Source organism: Mesorhizobium sp. WSM4815 (assembly GCF_055811575.1).
Map to the genome: position 1 here is coordinate 1 of NZ_JBVVQS010000069.1, position 17361 is coordinate 17361.

15 protein-coding genes and 1 pseudogene are annotated in these 17361 nt (G+C 64.6%); 6 read left to right on the forward strand and 10 right to left on the reverse strand.

Annotation, left to right across the window (positions count from 1 at the left end; translation table 11 throughout):
* The first annotated feature begins 233 nt into the window (after positions 1–233).
* Positions 234–440 (forward strand): DUF6429 family protein, encoded by a 207-nt coding sequence (locus tag AC0L2B_RS02010; RefSeq protein WP_473743994.1) that lies wholly within the window; start codon positions 234–236, stop codon positions 438–440.
* Positions 441–625: 185 nt separating this feature from the next.
* Here AC0L2B_RS02010 and ftsZ read toward each other — a convergent pair whose 3' ends face one another.
* Together ftsZ and AC0L2B_RS02020 are read right to left on the reverse strand one after the other, a co-directional pair.
* Positions 626–1633, reverse strand: coding sequence for a cell division protein FtsZ (gene ftsZ / locus AC0L2B_RS02015; protein WP_023797312.1), 1008 nt, complete (start codon positions 1631–1633; stop codon positions 626–628).
* Between the two features lie 265 nt (positions 1634–1898).
* Positions 1899–2684 carry an SDR family NAD(P)-dependent oxidoreductase gene (locus AC0L2B_RS02020; protein WP_473743952.1) on the reverse strand — a complete coding sequence of 262 codons (786 nt, stop codon included), beginning with the start codon at positions 2682–2684 and terminating at the stop codon, positions 1899–1901.
* Positions 2685–2759: 75 nt separating this feature from the next.
* Between AC0L2B_RS02020 and uxuA the strand changes: the two genes are divergently transcribed.
* The gene (gene uxuA / locus AC0L2B_RS02025; protein WP_473743953.1) at positions 2760–3944 is read left to right on the forward strand and encodes a mannonate dehydratase; all 1185 of its coding nucleotides are present in this window, start codon (positions 2760–2762) and stop codon (positions 3942–3944) included.
* A 14-nt stretch (positions 3945–3958) separates the two neighbouring features.
* Here the strand turns inward: uxuA and AC0L2B_RS02030 are convergent, their stop codons facing one another.
* The 6 genes from AC0L2B_RS02030 to AC0L2B_RS02055 all read right to left on the reverse strand — a co-directional run bounded on the left by AC0L2B_RS02030 (position 3959) and on the right by AC0L2B_RS02055 (position 10739).
* On the reverse strand, positions 3959–4852 hold the full coding sequence (locus AC0L2B_RS02030) for a sugar phosphate isomerase/epimerase family protein (protein WP_473743954.1): 894 nt from the start codon (positions 4850–4852) through the stop codon (positions 3959–3961).
* A gap of 127 nt (positions 4853–4979) precedes the next feature.
* Complete coding sequence (locus tag AC0L2B_RS02035) at positions 4980–5918, reverse strand: ABC transporter substrate-binding protein (protein WP_091595356.1); 939 nt, start codon at positions 5916–5918, stop codon at positions 4980–4982.
* A gap of 78 nt (positions 5919–5996) precedes the next feature.
* On the reverse strand, positions 5997–6995 hold the full coding sequence (locus AC0L2B_RS02040) for an ABC transporter permease subunit (protein ID WP_473743995.1): 999 nt from the start codon (positions 6993–6995) through the stop codon (positions 5997–5999).
* 44 nt (positions 6996–7039) lie between these two features.
* Complete coding sequence (locus tag AC0L2B_RS02045; RefSeq protein WP_473743955.1) at positions 7040–8584, reverse strand: sugar ABC transporter ATP-binding protein; 1545 nt, start codon at positions 8582–8584, stop codon at positions 7040–7042.
* On the reverse strand, positions 8581–9960 hold the full coding sequence (locus tag AC0L2B_RS02050; RefSeq protein WP_473743956.1) for an FGGY-family carbohydrate kinase: 1380 nt from the start codon (positions 9958–9960) through the stop codon (positions 8581–8583). The genes AC0L2B_RS02045 and AC0L2B_RS02050 overlap by 4 nt, the downstream gene beginning before the upstream one ends.
* A complete protein-coding gene (locus tag AC0L2B_RS02055) occupies positions 9957–10739 on the reverse strand; it encodes a DeoR/GlpR family DNA-binding transcription regulator (protein ID WP_128170895.1) in 783 nt (260 codons plus the stop codon). The genes AC0L2B_RS02050 and AC0L2B_RS02055 overlap by 4 nt, the downstream gene beginning before the upstream one ends.
* Positions 10740–10940: 201 nt before the next feature.
* On the opposite strand from AC0L2B_RS02055, the gene AC0L2B_RS02060 reads away from it, so the two are divergent.
* From AC0L2B_RS02060 to ggt, 4 genes are all read left to right on the forward strand, one after another.
* On the forward strand, positions 10941–11984 hold the full coding sequence (locus AC0L2B_RS02060; RefSeq protein ID WP_473743957.1) for a class II aldolase/adducin family protein: 1044 nt from the start codon (positions 10941–10943) through the stop codon (positions 11982–11984).
* A gap of 1 nt (position 11985) precedes the next feature.
* Positions 11986–13272 carry an FGGY-family carbohydrate kinase gene (locus AC0L2B_RS02065; protein ID WP_473743959.1) on the forward strand — a complete coding sequence of 429 codons (1287 nt, stop codon included), beginning with the start codon at positions 11986–11988 and terminating at the stop codon, positions 13270–13272.
* The gene (locus AC0L2B_RS02070; protein WP_473743960.1) at positions 13269–14123 is read left to right on the forward strand and encodes a TIGR01459 family HAD-type hydrolase; all 855 of its coding nucleotides are present in this window, start codon (positions 13269–13271) and stop codon (positions 14121–14123) included. Before AC0L2B_RS02065 ends, AC0L2B_RS02070 begins: the two co-directional genes overlap by 4 nt.
* A 127-nt stretch (positions 14124–14250) precedes the next feature.
* On the forward strand, positions 14251–15837 hold the full coding sequence (gene ggt, locus AC0L2B_RS02075; protein WP_473743961.1) for a gamma-glutamyltransferase: 1587 nt from the start codon (positions 14251–14253) through the stop codon (positions 15835–15837).
* Here ggt and AC0L2B_RS02080 read toward each other — a convergent pair.
* Together AC0L2B_RS02080 and AC0L2B_RS02085 are read right to left on the reverse strand one after the other, a co-directional pair.
* On the reverse strand, positions 15831–16637 hold the full coding sequence (locus tag AC0L2B_RS02080) for an ABC transporter ATP-binding protein (RefSeq protein WP_473743962.1): 807 nt from the start codon (positions 16635–16637) through the stop codon (positions 15831–15833). The two genes, ggt and AC0L2B_RS02080, sit on opposite strands and share 7 nt — an antisense overlap.
* Positions 16634–17248: pseudogene (locus tag AC0L2B_RS02085) on the reverse strand (ATP-binding cassette domain-containing protein); the annotation flags it as partial. The pseudogene AC0L2B_RS02085 and the gene AC0L2B_RS02080, both read right to left, overlap by 4 nt.
* Positions 17249–17361: the final 113 nt, after the last annotated feature.

Genomic DNA, 17361 nt, shown 5'->3' on the forward strand with positions numbered 1-17361 from the left:
CGGGGTGGAGCAGCCCGGTAGCTCGTCAGGCTCATAACCTGAAGGTCACAGGTTCAAATCCTGTCCCCGCAACCAAACAAAAAACGGCCCGCATCACGCGGGCCGTTTTGCGTTTGCAGCCTGGCGCGGCCAGTTTGATCCTCATCGAGTTACCCGACGGTGTGGGTCTCGGCAGGCGCCGTCTTCCCGTGTTAATCTGCTTGGCATGGAGATGGACACCGACAAGATCGACAATGCCCGTTCTCGGGCTGCTTTGGCTAACGCTGCATGAAGAGAGGCGCGCCTGGAAGGGATTGGATTGGGATGCTCTGGATCGCTTGCACCAGAAGGGACTGATCGCCAATCCGGCAAACAAGGCGAAGTCGGTGGTTCTGACAGATGAGGGCCCGCGACGGGCTGAGGAACTGTTCCGCACCCTGTTCACGCGGCCGGCGCCATGAGCGCTGGCTGGCGTTCCAATTCGACAGCAAGAAGTCGCGCAGGCAAAACCGACAACTTGCGCCGCAGGCTTATCCCGCAGCAACAATTAGGGTTGGGCGTTCCGCCCGATTACCGTCTGGCGGCGGTGTCCGGTGCGTCGGACCTTCAGTCGAAACCTGCCGTGGTGCTGCCATAAGGGCGTCGCTCAATTCACACGGTTTTCCAACCCCACCGTCAGCGGAATCTCAAGCCCCCGCCGCAATCCCGTCGCAACCACCGACACCCTGAATTTTCCTGCGAGCGCCTTGTCGAAAATGGCGCCGACGATGATGTCGGCATCGGCGTCGACCTCCTCGCGGATGCGGGTGGCGGCTTCGTCGACCTCGAACAGCGTCATGTCAGTGCCGCCCGATATCGAGACAAGGACGCCCTTGGCGCCCATCATCGACGCTTCGTCGAGAAGCGGGTTTGCGATCGCCGCTTCGGCTGCCTTCCTGGCGCGGTCCTCGCCGGTGGCTTCGCCGGTCCCCATCATCGCGCGACCCATATCGCGCATCACCGACTTCACATCGGCAAAGTCGAGATTGATCAGGCCTTCCTTGACGATGAGATCGGTGATGCAGCCGACGCCGGCGTAGAGTACGCGGTCCGCCATGGCGAAAGCGTCCGCGAACGTCGTCTTGGCATCGGCGATCCTGAAGAGGTTCTGGTTCGGTATGACGATGACGGTATCGGCGCTTTCGCGCAGCCGCTCGATGCCCTCATTGGCGGCATGCATTCGGCGGTTTCCTTCGAAGACGAACGGCTTGGTGACGACGGCCACGGTCAGTATTCCTGCGTTGCGCGCGGCCTGCGCTATGACCGGTGCTGCACCGGTTCCAGTTCCGCCTCCCATGCCTGCGGTCACGAAACACATATGCGTTCCCGCAAGATGGTCCATGATTTCGTCGATAGATTCCACGGCCGCGGCATGGCCGACCTCGGGCAGGGATCCTGCACCAAGGCCTTCCGTGACGTGCGCTCCCAATTGGATCAGCCGCGTTGCCTTCGACATGGTGAGCGCCTGGGCATCGGTGTTGGCAACGATGAACTCGGTGCCCTGCAAGCCTTCGGCGATCATGTTGTTGATGGCGTTGCCGCCACCGCCGCCAACCCCGATGACGGATATCTTGGGCCTCATCTCCGAGATTGTCGGCCTCGTTGCAGTGTTCATTTGCCGTCTCTCCCCTTGAATGCGCAAGCGCAGCGGTCGGTGGAAGGCTTGTTCCCGGCGCGCTGCAAAGATTTTTGACAGTGCGCGAATCAGGACAGCCCAGCGTAACCAAGGGAATCAGACGGTTGAACCGGCTGCAAGTGCAGTATTCGCGCTCGCGCATGTTATGCGCTATTGGTTCGCCCCGTCGGTGCTTCGTGTGGCGGCTGACCGAAAATCGTCCGATGACAACGTCTCCCGTAAAGCCGAGACCGATCTTCCCGTTCTACTTCACGCCGATGCCGGCAGTCAGGCCGCCATCGATCCTGTAGTCCGCGCCGGTGCAGAACCCGGCTTTCGACGAACACAGAAAGGCGATGAGTTCCGCCACTTCCTCCGGCTCGCCGATGCGCCCGATCGGGTGCGCTTCGCCGAAGCGCTTGTAGGCGGCCTCGACATCGGCGTCGGTGCCGTTATCGCCGCGCGCCGCCTTTTCCAGGATCGGGGTGCGGATCGAGCCCGGGCTGACGGAATTGACGCGAATGCCGGAGCGCGCGTGGTCGAGCGCCAGAGCGCGCGTCAATGTGTGGATGGCGCCCTTGGTCGTGGCATAGGCGGCGACGTTCTGCTGGCAGGCGAAACCTTGCACCGAAGCCACGTTGACGATGGCGCCGCCGCCTCGCCTGATCATTTCCGGAATACCGAAATGCGCGGTCAGGTAGATCGAGCCGACATTGACGGACATCGCCCGGTTCCAGATGTCGAAATCGGTGCTAACAGCGGTGCCATACGGATGGACCGCCGCGGAATTGACGATGATATCGAGGCCGCCGAACCGTTCAACACCGGCTGCGACCGCGTCGCGGACCTGATCCGGCACGGAGACGTCGACGGCCACGACCAGCGCCTCGGCGCCGGAGCTGCCCAGTTCCGCTCTCATCGCCGTGTTGGCCGCGCGGTCGATGCCGCAGGCGATGATCGCCGCCCCGCCCGCCGCAAGACGTCTGGCGGTTGCCAGGCCGATCCCGGTCGTCCCCGTCACCAGAGCGATCTTGCCGTCGAAATCCTTCATGGCGCAAACTCCTTTAATTTGACTTCCATTGTGGCCCAACAATACGGTTCCGTTTTATCGCAAAGGAAAGCCTCGATGGAACAATGCTGGCGCTGGTATGGCCCTGACGACCCGGTGACGCTCGATCATGTCAAGCAGGCCGGAGCCACGGGCGTCGTATCCGCCCTGCATAATATCTATGACGGCCGCGCCTGGCCTTTGACGGACATTTTGGAGCGCAAGCGGGTCATCGAGGCCGAAGGGCTGACCTGGTCGGTTGTGGAGAGCATTCCCGTCCACAATTCGATCAAGATCGGCTCGGCGGAACGGCTTCGCTATGTCGGCTGGTACAAGGACACGATCCGTGCGCTCGCCAAGGCCGGCATTGCGACGATCTGCTATAACTTCATGCCGGTGGTCGACTGGACCCGCACCGACCTTGCCTATCGGCTTCCAACGACGGGCTACGCACTGCGGTTCGATGCGATCGATTTTGCCGCCTACGACCTGTTCGTCCTGAAGCGCAGGAATGCCGAATTCGGCTACAGCGCGGCACGTATCGCGGAAGCGGAATCGCGACTGAAGGAATTGAGCGAAGAGCAGATCGACAGGATCGAGCGCAATCTCATTGCCGGCCTGCCGGCAACCGAGCGCAGCTACGACCGGGATAGTTTTCGTGAGGCATTGGCGGAATATGACTCGATCGGGCCGAAGGAGCTGCGCGACAATCTTGCCTGGTTTTTGCGCGAGATCATTCCGGTGGCCGAGCAGGAGGGGGTGCGCATGTGCATCCATCCCGACGACCCGCCATTCTCGCTCTATGGCCTGCCACGGATCGTTTCGACCGCCGAGGACGCGCGTTTCATCCTCAACGCCGTCGACAGCCCGGCCAACGGCCTGACATTCTGCACCGGCTCCTACGGTACGCGCGCAGACAACGACATTGTCGGCATGGTCAAGGAGTTCGCCGACCGGATCCATTTCGTCCATCTGCGCAATGTAACCATCGAGGATGACGGCTCCTTTTATGAAGCCGAACATCTGGAGGGCGGCACCGACATAGCGCATGTCATCCTTGCTTTGATGCAGGAAGAGACGCGCCGCCGTAGGGAAGGTCGCGCCGACTGGCGGATTCCCATGCGACCCGATCATGGCCATCTGCTCGCCGACGATATCGGCAAGACCAGGATCAACCCCGGCTATTCTTTGATCGGCCGCCTGAAAGGCCTGGCCGAGCTGCGTGGCATCATGCGCGCCGTGGAACGTTTTGAGCTGGCCTGAGGATCGCAACCGGCCTAAGGCTGATGGCTTGACGCAACAAGCTCGGCCTTGCGCTGCGCCGTCTCCAGCCCGATGGCGATGAAGCGGCGCGCATGCCGGGCCAGCTCCATATTGTCGGTCCACAGATTGCGCCAGATGGCGGTTTTCTTCGACAGGTTCTCGTCGACGATCTCCGACGAGAAGGATTCGAAGCTGAGGTCGTCGCCATAGCCGATTGCGGTCAGCGCATCGAAGATCGCGGCAAAGTCGATGTTGCCGGTGCCGAGGAAGCCGCGATGGCTCTCACCGATATGGACATAGCCGATCTTTTTGGCGGCGTGGCGGATGGCCAACCCGACATCGGCCTCCTCGATGTTCATATGGAACGTATCGAGATGCAGAAAAATGTTGTCGGAACCGGTGTCCTCGATGAAAGCCAACCCTTGCGCCGCGGTGTTGAGCAGATTGCTCTCGAAGCGATTGACGATCTCGAGGTTGAGCGTGACGCCGGCGGCCTTGGCGGTCTCCGCGACCTTGGCAAGCGTGGCGGCACTGCGGTTCCATTGATCGCGCGTCGGCGTCTCAGTCTGCAATCCATGGCTGGTGCTGAGGATACCGGCGACCTTCCGGCCGCCGAGATCGCGGGTGAGCGCGATCGTGTCATTGAGGACTTCGACGCCGTGCGCGGCAATCGCCTTGTCGGCGCTTGAAATGTCGCCGTCGGGCGGCAGCCCGATGCTGATCGCCACGCCGAGATCGAGATCGGCGATGCGCTTGGCCAGCCCGCCAACATCGACATTGGCAGGGTCAAGATAGGAGAATTCGATCAGGTCGAAGCCCGCCTCCCTGGTGTTGGCCAGCGTCCGTTCGAGGTCGTCTTGCGCCGAGCTCGCCGACCAGACGAAAGAGTGGATTCCAATGCGCGACATGATCGTCTCCTGCTGCTCGAGAGCATCGGACCCAAGAAGTGGGAACCGGTTTGCGAAAAATCTGATGCTCAAAACAAAAAATTGGTGCGGCCGGTCACCCGGCCGCACCAGCCTTGGGAGGCTTTAGCTAGCGGGCCGCGGTCCAGCCCTTATAGTCCTTCAGGTTCTCTGCCGTGATCAGCTGCGGGTCGAGCAGCACCGTGGCCTCGGCCGGCTTTTTGCCGGCGAGCACTTCAGCTGCCATCTGCAGCGATTGGCCGGCCATGACGTAAGGATCCTGCGAGGCCGAGGCCTTGATCATCGAGGTGCCGGAAGAGAGTTCCTTCTCGATGTCGGGCGCGCCGTCGACCGCGGTGAAGATGAACTCCGAGCGGTTGAGCTGCTTGGCCGCAAGCTGGGCGCCGATCGCCGTCGGGTCGTTGATGGCGAACACCGCGTCGATCTTGTCGAAGCGGGTCAGCAGCGACTGGAACACCTTCAGGCCGCCGTCGCGCGAGCCTTCGGCATTCTGGTCGTCGGAGAGGATCTTGATGTCCGGGTGTTTTGCCAGCACGTCCTTGCAGCCCTTCACCCGCTCCAGGATCGATGATGATGCCGGCCCGTTCAGTATGACATAGTCACCCTTGCCGCCGGTGTGGTCGACCAGATACTGGCAGGCCGCTTCGCCGGCCTTGACGTTGTTGGTCATCACGGTGACGTCGGCGCCCGGCGCCGAAACGTCGAATGCGGCAACCACGATGCCGGCCGCCTGCGCCTTCTTCACCGCCGGCGCGATCGCCTTGGCGTCGACGGCGTTGAGCATGATCACGTCGACGCCGGCGGCGATGAACGAGTCGACCTGCGAGACCTGCTTGTTGAGGTCGTAGTCGGCCGACACCGACGTCACCTCGACGTTCGGGTTGATCTTCCTGGCGGCGTCCTCGATGCCCTTGATGGTGGCGACGAAGAACGGGTTGCCGAGCAGGCCGACCGAGATGCCGACCTTGTTCAGATCCTTGGCAGAAGCCGGTGCGACGGCGACGGCCGCGAGGGCAACCCCGCAGAGCAGTTTAGCGATGGTCTTCATTGTTTTCCTCCTGATGCCCCGCGCCTCTCACGGTGCGTTACACATGAACCGGGTCGATGACGCCGGCGACTAGGTCAATCACGTTCTTGCTCCCGCCTGGAGCCTGTAGCGGTCGAGGGCGACCGCCACGATGATGACCAATCCCTTGATGATGTACTGCCAGATGTCCGAGACGCCGGCCAGGATGAGCCCGTTGGAGAGCACCGCTATGATCAGGCCGCCGATCAGCGTGCCCCAGATCGAGCCGACGCCGCCGACGAAGCTGGTGCCGCCGAGAATGACTGCGGCAATGGCGTCGAGTTCGTAGGACTGCCCAAGCTGCAGCCCGTTGGCCGCATAGAGCCGGGCCGCCGACATGGCGCCGCCAAGGCCGGCGAGAAGGCCTGAAACGCCATAGACGAAGAGCAGCACCAGGGGCACCTTGATGCCGGTGAGGCGGGCAGCCTCGGCATTGCCGCCGACGGCATAGATCCAGGTGCCGAGCACGGTGCGCTTGAGCACCAGCCAGGACAGCACCACGACCGACAGAGCGATGATGACCAGCCCGGGGATGCCGAACAGCGACCCGTTGCCGATGAAGTCGAACGGCAGGTCCGAGTTGAACACCGTGGTGTCCTGGCCGAGCAGGCGGGCGACGCCGCGCACGGCGGTCAGCGAACCCAGCGTGACGATGAAGGGCGGCAGCTTGATATAGGCGACGAGCAGCCCGTTGATGACGCCGAAGCCGAGGCCGACCAGAATGGCCGCCGGCACGCCGAGCATGCCCCACTCTGGCACCAGCGACACCATCACCGCCACCATCGCCGAGGCGGCAAGAATGGAGCCGACGGACAGGTCTATGCCGCCGGTCAGGATGACGAAGGTCATGCCGGCCGCGAGCACGATGTTGATCGATGACTGCTGGGTGACGATCAACAGGTTGGTCTCGGTGAGGAAGCGCGGGTTCATGATCTGGAAGCCGGCCGCCAAAAGGATCAGGACCGGCAGCATGCCAAGCGCGGCGAAGGCGGTGCGCAGCCGCCGGCTCCTGCCGACCGCGTGGTCACCCGCGCTCATCTCGGCTGCCTTGTCGGTCATCCCCAGGCCGCTCTTGTCGGTCATCCCGGTGCCGCTCTTGTCGGTCATCCCTTGGCCGCTCCCGTTGCGAGTTCCATGATTGCCTCCTGACTGAGCGGCTGGCCTTCGGATGCCGTCACCTCGCCAGCGATAGTGCCGTCGCGCATCACCAGCACGCGGTCGGCGACGCCGATCACCTCCGGCAGTTCGCTGGAGATCATCAGGATGGCGATGCCCTTTTTGGCAAGATCGTCGATCAGCCGGTAGATTTCCGACTTCGCCCCGACATCGACGCCTCGGGTTGGTTCGTCGAGGATGAGGACCCGCGGCTCGGTTTCGAGCAGGCGGGCGAGCAGCACCTTCTGCTGGTTGCCGCCCGACAGCGAGCCGGCATTGGCCTGCACCGACCTGCTGCGGATGGAGAGGTCGGAAACGGCCTTGGCGGCGCGCCTTTCGGCCGTGGCGAAGTCGCGCAGGCCGCCGGCCTGCGCGTCCCTTGCGAGCACGCCCATGCTGATATTGTCGGAAATCGACATGTCGAGGAACAGGCCGAGTTCCTTGCGGTCTTCGGTAAGATAGGCAATGCCGGCATCCAGCGCCTCGCGCGGCGAGCCGATGGCTATCGGCTTGCCGTCGAGTTCCAGCGTGCCTGATGTGTGCCTGTCGGCGCCGAAGATCAGCCGCGCGAGTTCGGTGCGGCCGGAGCCGACCAGGCCCGCCAGCGCCAAGACTTCGCCCTTATGCAGGTCGAAGGAGCAGCCTTTCAGGAGATTGCCGTCCGACATGTCGCGCACCGACAGTGCGATCGCGCGCTTGCTGTCCGGCGGGCGGTGATCCTTCTTGTAGAAGGCGGACAGGTCACGGCCAACCATCATCGAGACGAGGCGCGAGGCGTTCAGATCGGCGCGTTCGAGCGTGCCGACATAGCCGCTGTCGCGCAGCACGCTGACGCGGTCGGCAAGCTGGTAGACCTCTTCCATGCGGTGGCTGATGTAGATGATGGCGATGCCCTGCGCCTTCAGCGTCGCAATCACCTCGAACAGCCTGTCGGTCTCGCGCGAGGTCAGCGAGGTCGTCGGCTCGTCCATGACGATGATGCGCGCGCTGGTCGACAGCGCGCGGGCGATTTCGACCATCTGGCGTTCGCCAAGCGACAGGCTGGAGACCGAGGCACGCGCCGAGAAGGAAACGCCAAGCCGTGCGATGATCTCTTTGGCGCGCCGATTGCACTGGTCGCGGTCGACGATGCCGAACCGTCTCGGCTCGTTGCCGAGGAAGATGTTCTGCCCGACCGTCAGGTTGGGCGCCAGCGACAGCTCCTGGTAAATGACGGCAATGCCGTTGGCGCGTGCCTTGATCGGGTCGCCGGTGGCGACCGGTGTGCCGTCGATCAGAATCTCGCCGCCGGGATCAGGCCGATAGGCTCCCGACAGCACCTTCATCAGCGTCGACTTGCCGGCGCCGTTTTCGCCCATCAGCGCGTGCAGTTCACCGGCGTGGACGGTCAGCGATACGTCCTGCAAGGCGCGAATTGGGCCGAACGTCTTGGAGATGTGCCGCATCTCCAGCACCGGCTGGCGCACGGTTTCGATCCGGGCAGCGGCGGTCATCGCGCGCCTCCCGCTGCGGCATCAGCGACGCCTCGGTCGGCGGCGAGGCCGCGCCAGCTATCGTGATAGAAGGCAAGCCCGGTGAAGCTCGAGGCGCGTACCGGCTCCGGCGCCTCGGCGGCAAATTCGCGTCCAACACTCTCGAAGGCCAGAGCCGCCGCTCCGGTGGCGCTGCCCTCCAGCGTGGCGCCCTGCATGAAGGCCTGGCCGGGACGCAGCTGCGCCAGCAGGCTGGCGAGCAGGCCGCCACTGTTCAGCCCGCCATCGACGATCACCGTGTCGTTCGAATGAATCAGGTCGAGACATAGATCGACCATCAGCGCGACATAGAGCAGCGCCACGGCCGCGCGCTCCTCCGCGTTGGGTGCGCGCCCGACCAGTTCGCCGCGATGGCCAGGCATCGGCCCGCCTGGCGCGAAGCTCGGCAGCGCCATGATGCCGGCGTCGATCACCTGCTGTACTGTGGAGCGGTCGATCGCGCCCTGCCAAACGTCGCTGATCGTTGCGAATTCACGGCCGCCCATGAAGCGGATGGTCGGCACCGGGCCGCCATCGACATCGACATTGACCAGCATGTCGCGGTCGCGATCGAGCGCATCGAGCGGGCAGTCCGGATTGAGCACCACGACCCAGGTGCCGGTCGAGACGACGGTGACCGGACCAAGCGCCTGCCGGCGATAGGCATGGAGCGCGGCATTGCTGTCATGGACACCGTTGTGAATGGCGATCGGCCGTGTCGCCCCGCCAAAGCGCTGCTCGCCGATCACCGCGCCGGCACGCTCGAAGGGGGGCATTTGGCGGCGCCAACCCTCGGCGTCGACCAGCGAGGAGAAATCGCGCTTGCGCGGCGCCCACAGATGCGAGTGGCAGCCGAGATAGGAAACCTCCGAGACCGCCCGGCCGCCAAAGCGCCAGCTCCAGTATTGGGGATAACCGAGGATCGATTTGGCGGCGGCGAACACGCTTGGTTGCACCGTCTTCAGCCACAGCATGTGGCGACCATAGTTGAAGCCGAGCGGCAGGCGCGGCGAGAAGGTCTCGGCGAAATCCGGAATGCGGCGATCGATCTGCGCGGCAATCTCGGCCGGTGGCTCCTGCTCGTAGTCGAGTATGGAATGCGTCAGCGCCGCATCGTCGACCAAGGCAAAGGTGCAGCCATGGCCCGAAACCATCAAGCCTTCTATGCCATGGACGTCGACCGCTTCGCCGACGGCGCGCGCGGCCCAATCGTGAAGCGCTGCTTCGTCGAGCACGCTGAAGTCGCCTTCGCGCGTCCAGTTCGGCTGGGTCCGGCGCTCGTCGAGAATCTGCCCGTCCTGACCGAAGACGAACAGCTTCGAGTTGGTCTTGCCGAAGTCGAGGACAGCCACCTTCACTGGACGGCTCCCGAGGCAGAGGCGATCCGCACCATGACGCCGGCGTTTTCGAGCATGCGTGCGTCGGCATCGGAAAGGCCGTCATCGGTCACCAGCGTGCCGATGCGCGACAAGGGCAGCGCGACGTTGCGCGCATGGATCGACAGTTTGCGGCTGTCGGCCAGCACCACGATCTGGTCGGCGCACAGGCTGAGCTCGGCGATGGAGCGGACCAGCAGCGGATGCGATTCCAGCACGCCCTCCGGGCCGATGCCCTGCGCACCAAGAAAGAACTTCGATGCGTAGAAAGGCACCGTCTGGGTGAGCGAATGGATGATGCCAGGCTCGCGATGCAGTTCGCCGCCGGCAACGGTCAGGCTGCAATGGCCGTGGTCGCTCAAATAGGCGATGAGCGGCATCGAGTTGGTATAGAGCCGGATGTTGCGGTCGGCGAGCTTTACGCCGAGATGGAAGCAGGTCGAACCGCCATGCACGATGACGGCGTCGCCATCGCGCACCATGGTCGCCGCGAGAGCGGCGATCTGCCGCTTGGCTTCGACCGCGAGATCGCGGTTCTCGTCGTAGGGCCGGGCATAGGCGACGCCCGCCTGCGCAGCGCCATCGAGCGCCGAGATGCCGCCATAGACCTTGCGTGCTTCGCCGGCCTCGTCGATCTTGTCGATATCGCGCCGCACTGTCGCCGCCGAGACACCGAGGCGCTCCTGCAACTCGCGCACCGAGGCGAAGGGGCGATCCCGCAACAGCTCGACGATCTGACGCTGGCGGCCGGAGTCGCTCAACGGATACCCTCCCGAAATGCCATTTTGCCACGGCAATTGGTGTAAGTTACTCAGCACGGATCAGATTGCAAGCTCGATTTGGTGGGACAAGATCACTCTTGACGTAACTTACTCGCATCTGCAATACCAGCGTCACTCGTCTGTCCCGGCTACCGGGATCCAAAGCCGTGGCCTAGGCGGCCGGTTTGTGAAGGAGTTTCGATGGCAATCAATGCGGATGCGCAGGAACTGGCTGCTTTGCGGTCGCTTTCGGCCAGCATCGGGCGCGACCCGCACTTGACCCAGGCCGCGGGCGGCAACACGTCGCTGAAAGCCGGCGACACGCTCTGGATCAAGGCTTCCGGCACCTGGTTGAAGGACGCGCTCGCCGAGGACATCATGGTCCCGGTGGCGATCCCGCCGCTGCTCAGGGCTGTCGAACAGCGCGACCCGGCCGCCGATCAGCCACAGGGTTTCGCCATCGAGGCGCTCAACGCCCGCAAGCTGCGTCCCTCGATCGAGACCACGGTTCACGCGCTGATGCCGCAGCGCGTCGTTCTGCATGTCCACTGCGTCGATACCATTTCGCTTGCCGTGCAGGCCGACTGCGAGGCTCAAGTCGGCAAGCGCCTGGATGGCCTCGATTGGGCGTATGTTCCCTATCGCCGGCCCGGCCTGCCGCTTGCCCAGGGCATTGCCGAGCGCCTTCGGCCTGGGGTCGATGTGCTGATCCTTGCCAACCATGGCCTGGTCGTCGCAGCCGAGACCGTCGCCGGCGCCGAGGCGCTGCTGCGTCGCGTCACACGACTTCTGGCGCGGCCGCCACGCGAGGTGGCGGAGCCAGACATCGCGGCATTGACGGCGCTCATCGGACGCAGCGGTTACAGGCTGCCGGCGGATGTCGAAGCGCATGCTGTCGCGATCGATCCTGAAAGCTGCCGCATAGCGTCAGGCGGCAGCCTCTATCCCGATCACGTCATCTTTCTCGGCCAGGGTTCGGTCGTGGCGAGACCCGGTGAGGACGTGATGCGTGTCACCGAACGGTGCGGCACGGCACCGGTGGCGATCCTGTTTCCCGGGCTTGGCGTGCTGATGCGCGGCGACGCCAGTGCCGGCGCAAATGCCATGCAACGCTGCCTCGCCGACGTGACGGCGCGGGTCGACGTCGCAGCGAAGCTGAACTATCTGACATCAGCCGAGAACGACGAACTGATCAACTGGGACGCCGAGCAGTATCGCCAGAAACTCAATGCAGCCGGCGGCTGACATGGCGCGTCCAATTGGTCCGCTTTCGATCGGTATCGACATCGGCACATCAGGCGCCCGCGCCGTCGCCATGCGGCCGGACTTTTCGATTGCCGCGCGTTCCGCCGTTCCACTCGACAGATTTGGCCAGAACGCCCGCGACCCGTCCGTATGGTGGTCAGCGGTCGGCGCGGCGCTGACGGAACTGCTTTCCGGGATCGATCGCGCGGCGGTGCGCTCGATCGCCGTCGACGGCACTTCGGGCACGCTGCTGCCGGTCGACGGCGCCGGGCGGCCGCTGGCCGAGCCGCTGATGTACAACGACAAGGTCCACGACGACGCCATTCAGGCGGTGATCGCGCGCGAGGCGCCGGCTGCGAGCGCAGCCCGTGGGCCGACGTCCGGTCTCGCCAAGGCGCTGTCGTTCCAGCGCCTGCCCGGCGTCGCCGCGGTGCTGCATCAGGCCGACTGGATCGCCGGACAGTTTTCCGGCCGCTTCGACATCAGCGACGAGAACAATGCCTTGAAAACCGGCTACGATGTCGAGGCCCGCCGCTGGCCGGACTGGATCGCGGCGACCGGCATGCGCATGGGATTGCTGCCTGGTGTCGTCAAGCCGGGCGACGTCACGGGAACGCTCACCGCGAGCGCAGCGGACCGGTTCGGCCTGGCGCGCGACGTCGCCGTGGTCGCCGGCACGACGGATGGCTGCGCGTCGTTCCTGGCGACGGGGGCTGCGGCAGTTGGCGACGGCGTCACCGCGCTGGGATCCTCGCTGACCATCAAGATACTCTCCGATCGGCCGATCTCGGCGCCGCAGTTCGGCATCTACAGCCACCGGCTGGGAGATGCCTATCTGGGGGGTGGTGCGTCGAATTCGGGCGGCAAGGTGCTGGCGCAGCATTTTTCTCTCGCGCGCGTCATCGAATTGAGTGCGGTGATCGACCCTATGACCGAGACCGGTCTCGATTATTATCCGCTTCCCGCGGTTGGCGAACGCTTTCCGATCGCCGATCCTGATTTGCCACCACGCCTGACGCCGCGGCCGGCGGACGACTCCGACTATCTGAAAGCCATGTTCGAGGGCATCGCGGTGATCGAGGCGCTCGGCTATCGCCGGCTTGCCGAACTCGGCGCCCCCAAATTGACGTCGGTCAGGAGTGTCGGCGGCGGTGCGGCAAACGCCGTCTGGACCGCGATCCGGCAGCGCAAGCTGGGCGTCGATTTTCTGCCGGCGCTTTCGGACGAGGCGGCCGCCGGCACGGCGCGGCTGGCGCTTATGGGCGCAAACGAAGCGGGGCTGGTGTGAACACAAAACCAGTCGAACATCTCGACGGCATCGGAGCGCTGGTCGAGCGCTATCAGGTGTTCCTGCTCGATCAGTTCGGCGTGCTGCACGACGGCACCAACCCCTATCCAGGCGCCGTGGAGGCGTTGTCGGTGCTGAAGCGCGCCGGCAGGACGATCGTGCTGGTGTCGAATTCCGGCAGGCGGGCGCGGCCCAACGAGGCCCGCTTGCTGAAGCTCGGCTTCGAACCAGGAAGCTGGGATCAATTTGTCTCTTCCGGCGAGATCGCGTGGCGGTCCTTCCACGAAATGGCGATATCCGGAAAGCTGCGCCCAAACACAAAGTGCCTGCTGATCAGCCGCGAGGGCGACCGCTCGGCGATTGAAGGTCTGCCTTTCATCCTGACCAGTGACGGCGACGATGCCGAGCTGGTGCTGATCGCCGCCAGCGAGGGCGATCGCTACGACATCGAGCACTATCGCCGGCTTTTTGCGCCGGCAGCAATGCGGCAGGTGCCGTGCTTCTGCACCAATCCCGACAAGATCATGCTGACGGCAGTGGGGCCTCGCTTTGGCGCCGGCCAGCTTGCGGATCTCTACGAGAGCCTCGGCGGTAGCGTCACCCGCATCGGCAAGCCCTACACGCCGATCTTCGACGCCGCGCTGGCGCTGGCGGGCAACCCGGACCGCAGCAGCGTGATCTGTGTCGGCGACAGCGTCGAACACGATGTCGCCGGTGGAATTGGTGCCGGCGTGGCGACCGCGCTGATCTTGTCCGGAATATTGGCGGATACCCCTGACCTGGCAGAGCTTTTCGACAGTCTGGATGCCTACCCCGATTACACCACGGACAGTTTCAGATTCGCTGATTGAGATCGGCAGCTTCCGAGGGTTGAGCGCTGCCATGGTGATCGTTCCGTCGTTAGTGCTGCTTCGGTGGCGCAGCCCTTTGGCTGCTGTTGCCAGTTCACATCTGGTTGGTCGGAGGCTATTGAACTGCATGCGTGATTTTCAACTCCCCGGACGGTCGCCGGTTCGTGCGACGGAAGCGATGGCCGCGACATCGCACCCGCTGGCGACGCTGGCGGCGATCGAGATGCTGCGGTCCGGCGGCAATGCAATGGACGCAGCCGTGTGCGCGGCGGCGGTGCAGGCGGTGGTCGAGCCGCAATCGACGGGTATCGGCGGCGACTGTTTCGTCCTCTATTGTCCCAACGGTCAAGGCGAGGTTCTGGCCTTCAACGGCTCCGGCCGCGCACCGGCAGCAGCAGAGGCGCAGTGGTATCTGGACAAGGGACTCGACGAACTGCCTGAGTCCGGTCCGCACGCGGTCACCGTGCCGGGCGCCGTCGACGCTTGGTGCCGGCTGCTTGAGGATCACGGCAGAAAGGGCATCGACGCCGCGCTCGCACCGGCCATACATTACGCCGAACAGGGTTATGTCGTCCAAGACCGCGTGGCCTTCGACTGGGCCGAAAGTGCCGGATTGCTGGCCGCCGACGAACATGCGGCGCGGATATTTCTGCCGGATGGAAAGGCGCCGCTGGCCGGCGAGCTGCACCGGCAGCCGCAGCTGGCCGACACCTTGCGCATCGTCTCGCGCCGCGGCCGTGCCGGCTTTTACGATGGCGAGGTCGCCGACGACATGGTGTCGCGTCTGCGCGCGCTTGGCGGGCTGCATGCGCTCGAGGATTTCTCGGCGACGAAGGGCGACTATGTCAGGCCGGTCGGCACATCCTACCGGGGCTACGACATCCATCAGATGCCGCCGAACAACCAGGGGCTGACGGCACTGATCATGCTGAATGTGCTTTCGGGCTTCTCGCTCGGTTCGCTGGAACCGAACGGCGCCGAGCGCTTTCATCTCGAGATCGAGGCGGGGCGACTTGCCTATCAGGACCGCGACAATTTCATCGGCGACCAGAACCAGGTCCATGTCCCCGTGCAGCAGTTGTTGTCCAGATCCCATGCCGACCAGCTTCGTGCCGAGATCGATCCTGCGCGCGCAATGACCCATCTGCCACGGCTGGAGCTTCAGCCGAGCGATACCGTCTACATCTCCGTGGTCGACCGCGACCGTAATGCGGTCAGCTTCATCAACTCGACCTTTGGTTCGTTCGGCAGCGGCGTGGTCGGCCCCAGGACCGGCGTCGTCCTGCAGAATCGCGGCAGCAGCTTCCGCTTGGCCGCGGACCATCCAAACCGCATCGCCCCGGGAAAGCGCCCGATGCACACCATCATGCCGGGCATGGTGACAGCCAAGGGCAGGGCGGTCATGCCGTTCGGCGTGATGGGCGGCGGCTACCAGCCGTTCGGCCATGTCCATTTGCTCACCAACATGATCGATTTCGGCATGGACCCGCAGGAGGCGCTGGATGCGCCGAGAGTGTTTTACCGCCAGAACGCAGTGGAGGCCGAGCGTGGCGTTCCGGCCGAGGCGATCGCCGGCCTGCGCGAGCGCGGCCACGACGTGTCCATCCCAACCGAGCCGCATGGCGGCGGCCAGCTGGTGCTGATCGACTGGGACAAGGGCACGCTTACCGGCGCGTCCGATCCGCGCAAGGATGGTTGCGCGCTGGGTTACTGACGATCGGCCGCGTCGCCCTGCGTGCTGGTCCTGTTCAGTTTTGGCGCTGCCGCCACCAGCGCCTTGCCGATCGCCGACTGCGGGGCACCGATGACCACACGGGCGTTGCCGCTTTCGGCGACGCGGCCGGCATCGAGAATGACGACACGATGGGCGATGGCGCTGATGACGCCGAGATCATGCGAAATGAACAGGTAGGCGATCCGTTGCTCGCGTTGCAGATCGAGCAACAATTGCAGGATCTGCCGGCGCACCGATACGTCGAGCGCGGACACCGCCTCGTCGAGGACGATTAGCGAAGGGTTTGTGGCGATGGCGCGCGCAATCGCGATGCGCTGGCGCTGGCCGCCCGAGATCTCGTGGATGGCGCGAGCGGCGAGATCAGCGCTCAGGCCGACACGCTCCAGCAGAGCAGCGATATGGCGCGGGCGTTCTGATCGGGCTGCGATACCATGGATGCGCAAAGGATCGTCAAGCACGCGCGCGACGCTGGCGCGCGGATTGAAGGCGGCGAGCGGGTCCTGGAAGACCATTTGCACGCGCGCGCGCCGGGCGCGCAACGCAGAATCGTTCAGGGACAGGAAATCGCCACCTTCGAACTCGATACGGCCGGCGTCCGGTTCGATCAGCCGCAGCAGCAGCCGCGCGACCGTCGACTTGCCGCTGCCGGAAGGCCCAGCCAACGCCAGCGTCTCGCCGGGCTCGATGTCGAAGGAAACGTCATCGACGGCGGCGATTGTGTTGCCGCCGCGGCGATATCGTTTGGTCAGGCCGGAAACAGCCAGCAATGGACTGCTCACCGCAACGCTCCTGACTGCTGCAGCGGTTCGGCGTCGAGGCCGAGATGGGCGTCGAGCAGCGCTCTTGTGTAGGCGTGGCGCGGGCTGGCGACGATCTGCGCCGTCGTGCCGAGCTCGACCAGCTCGCCGTGCCGGAACACGGCGATGCGCTCGGCCAGCTCGGCGGCCAGCGCGATGTCGTGGCTGACGAACAGCAGCGTCATGCCGTCCTCGGCCACCAATTGCCGGATCAGCGCGACGATCTCGGCCTGCACGATGGTGTCGAGCGCGCTGGTCGCCTCATCGGCGATCAGCAGTTTCGGACCGGCTGCAATCGCCGCGGCGATCGCCACGCGCTGCTTCTGGCCGCCGGAAAGCTGGTGCGGATAGGCGCGCAAGGCGGCGTCCGGGTCGGGCAGGCGGACGCGTTCGAGCAGGGCCTTTGCCTTGCCATAGGATTGCGACCAAGTAAGACCGAGATGCGTGTGCGCGACTTCCGCGATCTGCTCGCCAACCGCCATTACCGGATCGAGGCTGGCCGACGGATCCTGGAAGACGAAGCCGATATCGCGGCCACCGAGGGGGGTGTGGCTGGGTTTGGCGGCGGATTTTAGAGGCTTGCGTTCTGTGAGACCCCCCTCTGTGGGGGGGGGGGGGGGGGGGGGGGGCGGGGGGGGGGGGGGGGGGGCCCAAGCAGTGGGAAAAAAAAACGAGGGCGCCGCCCCCCCGAGTTAAAAACCCCCCC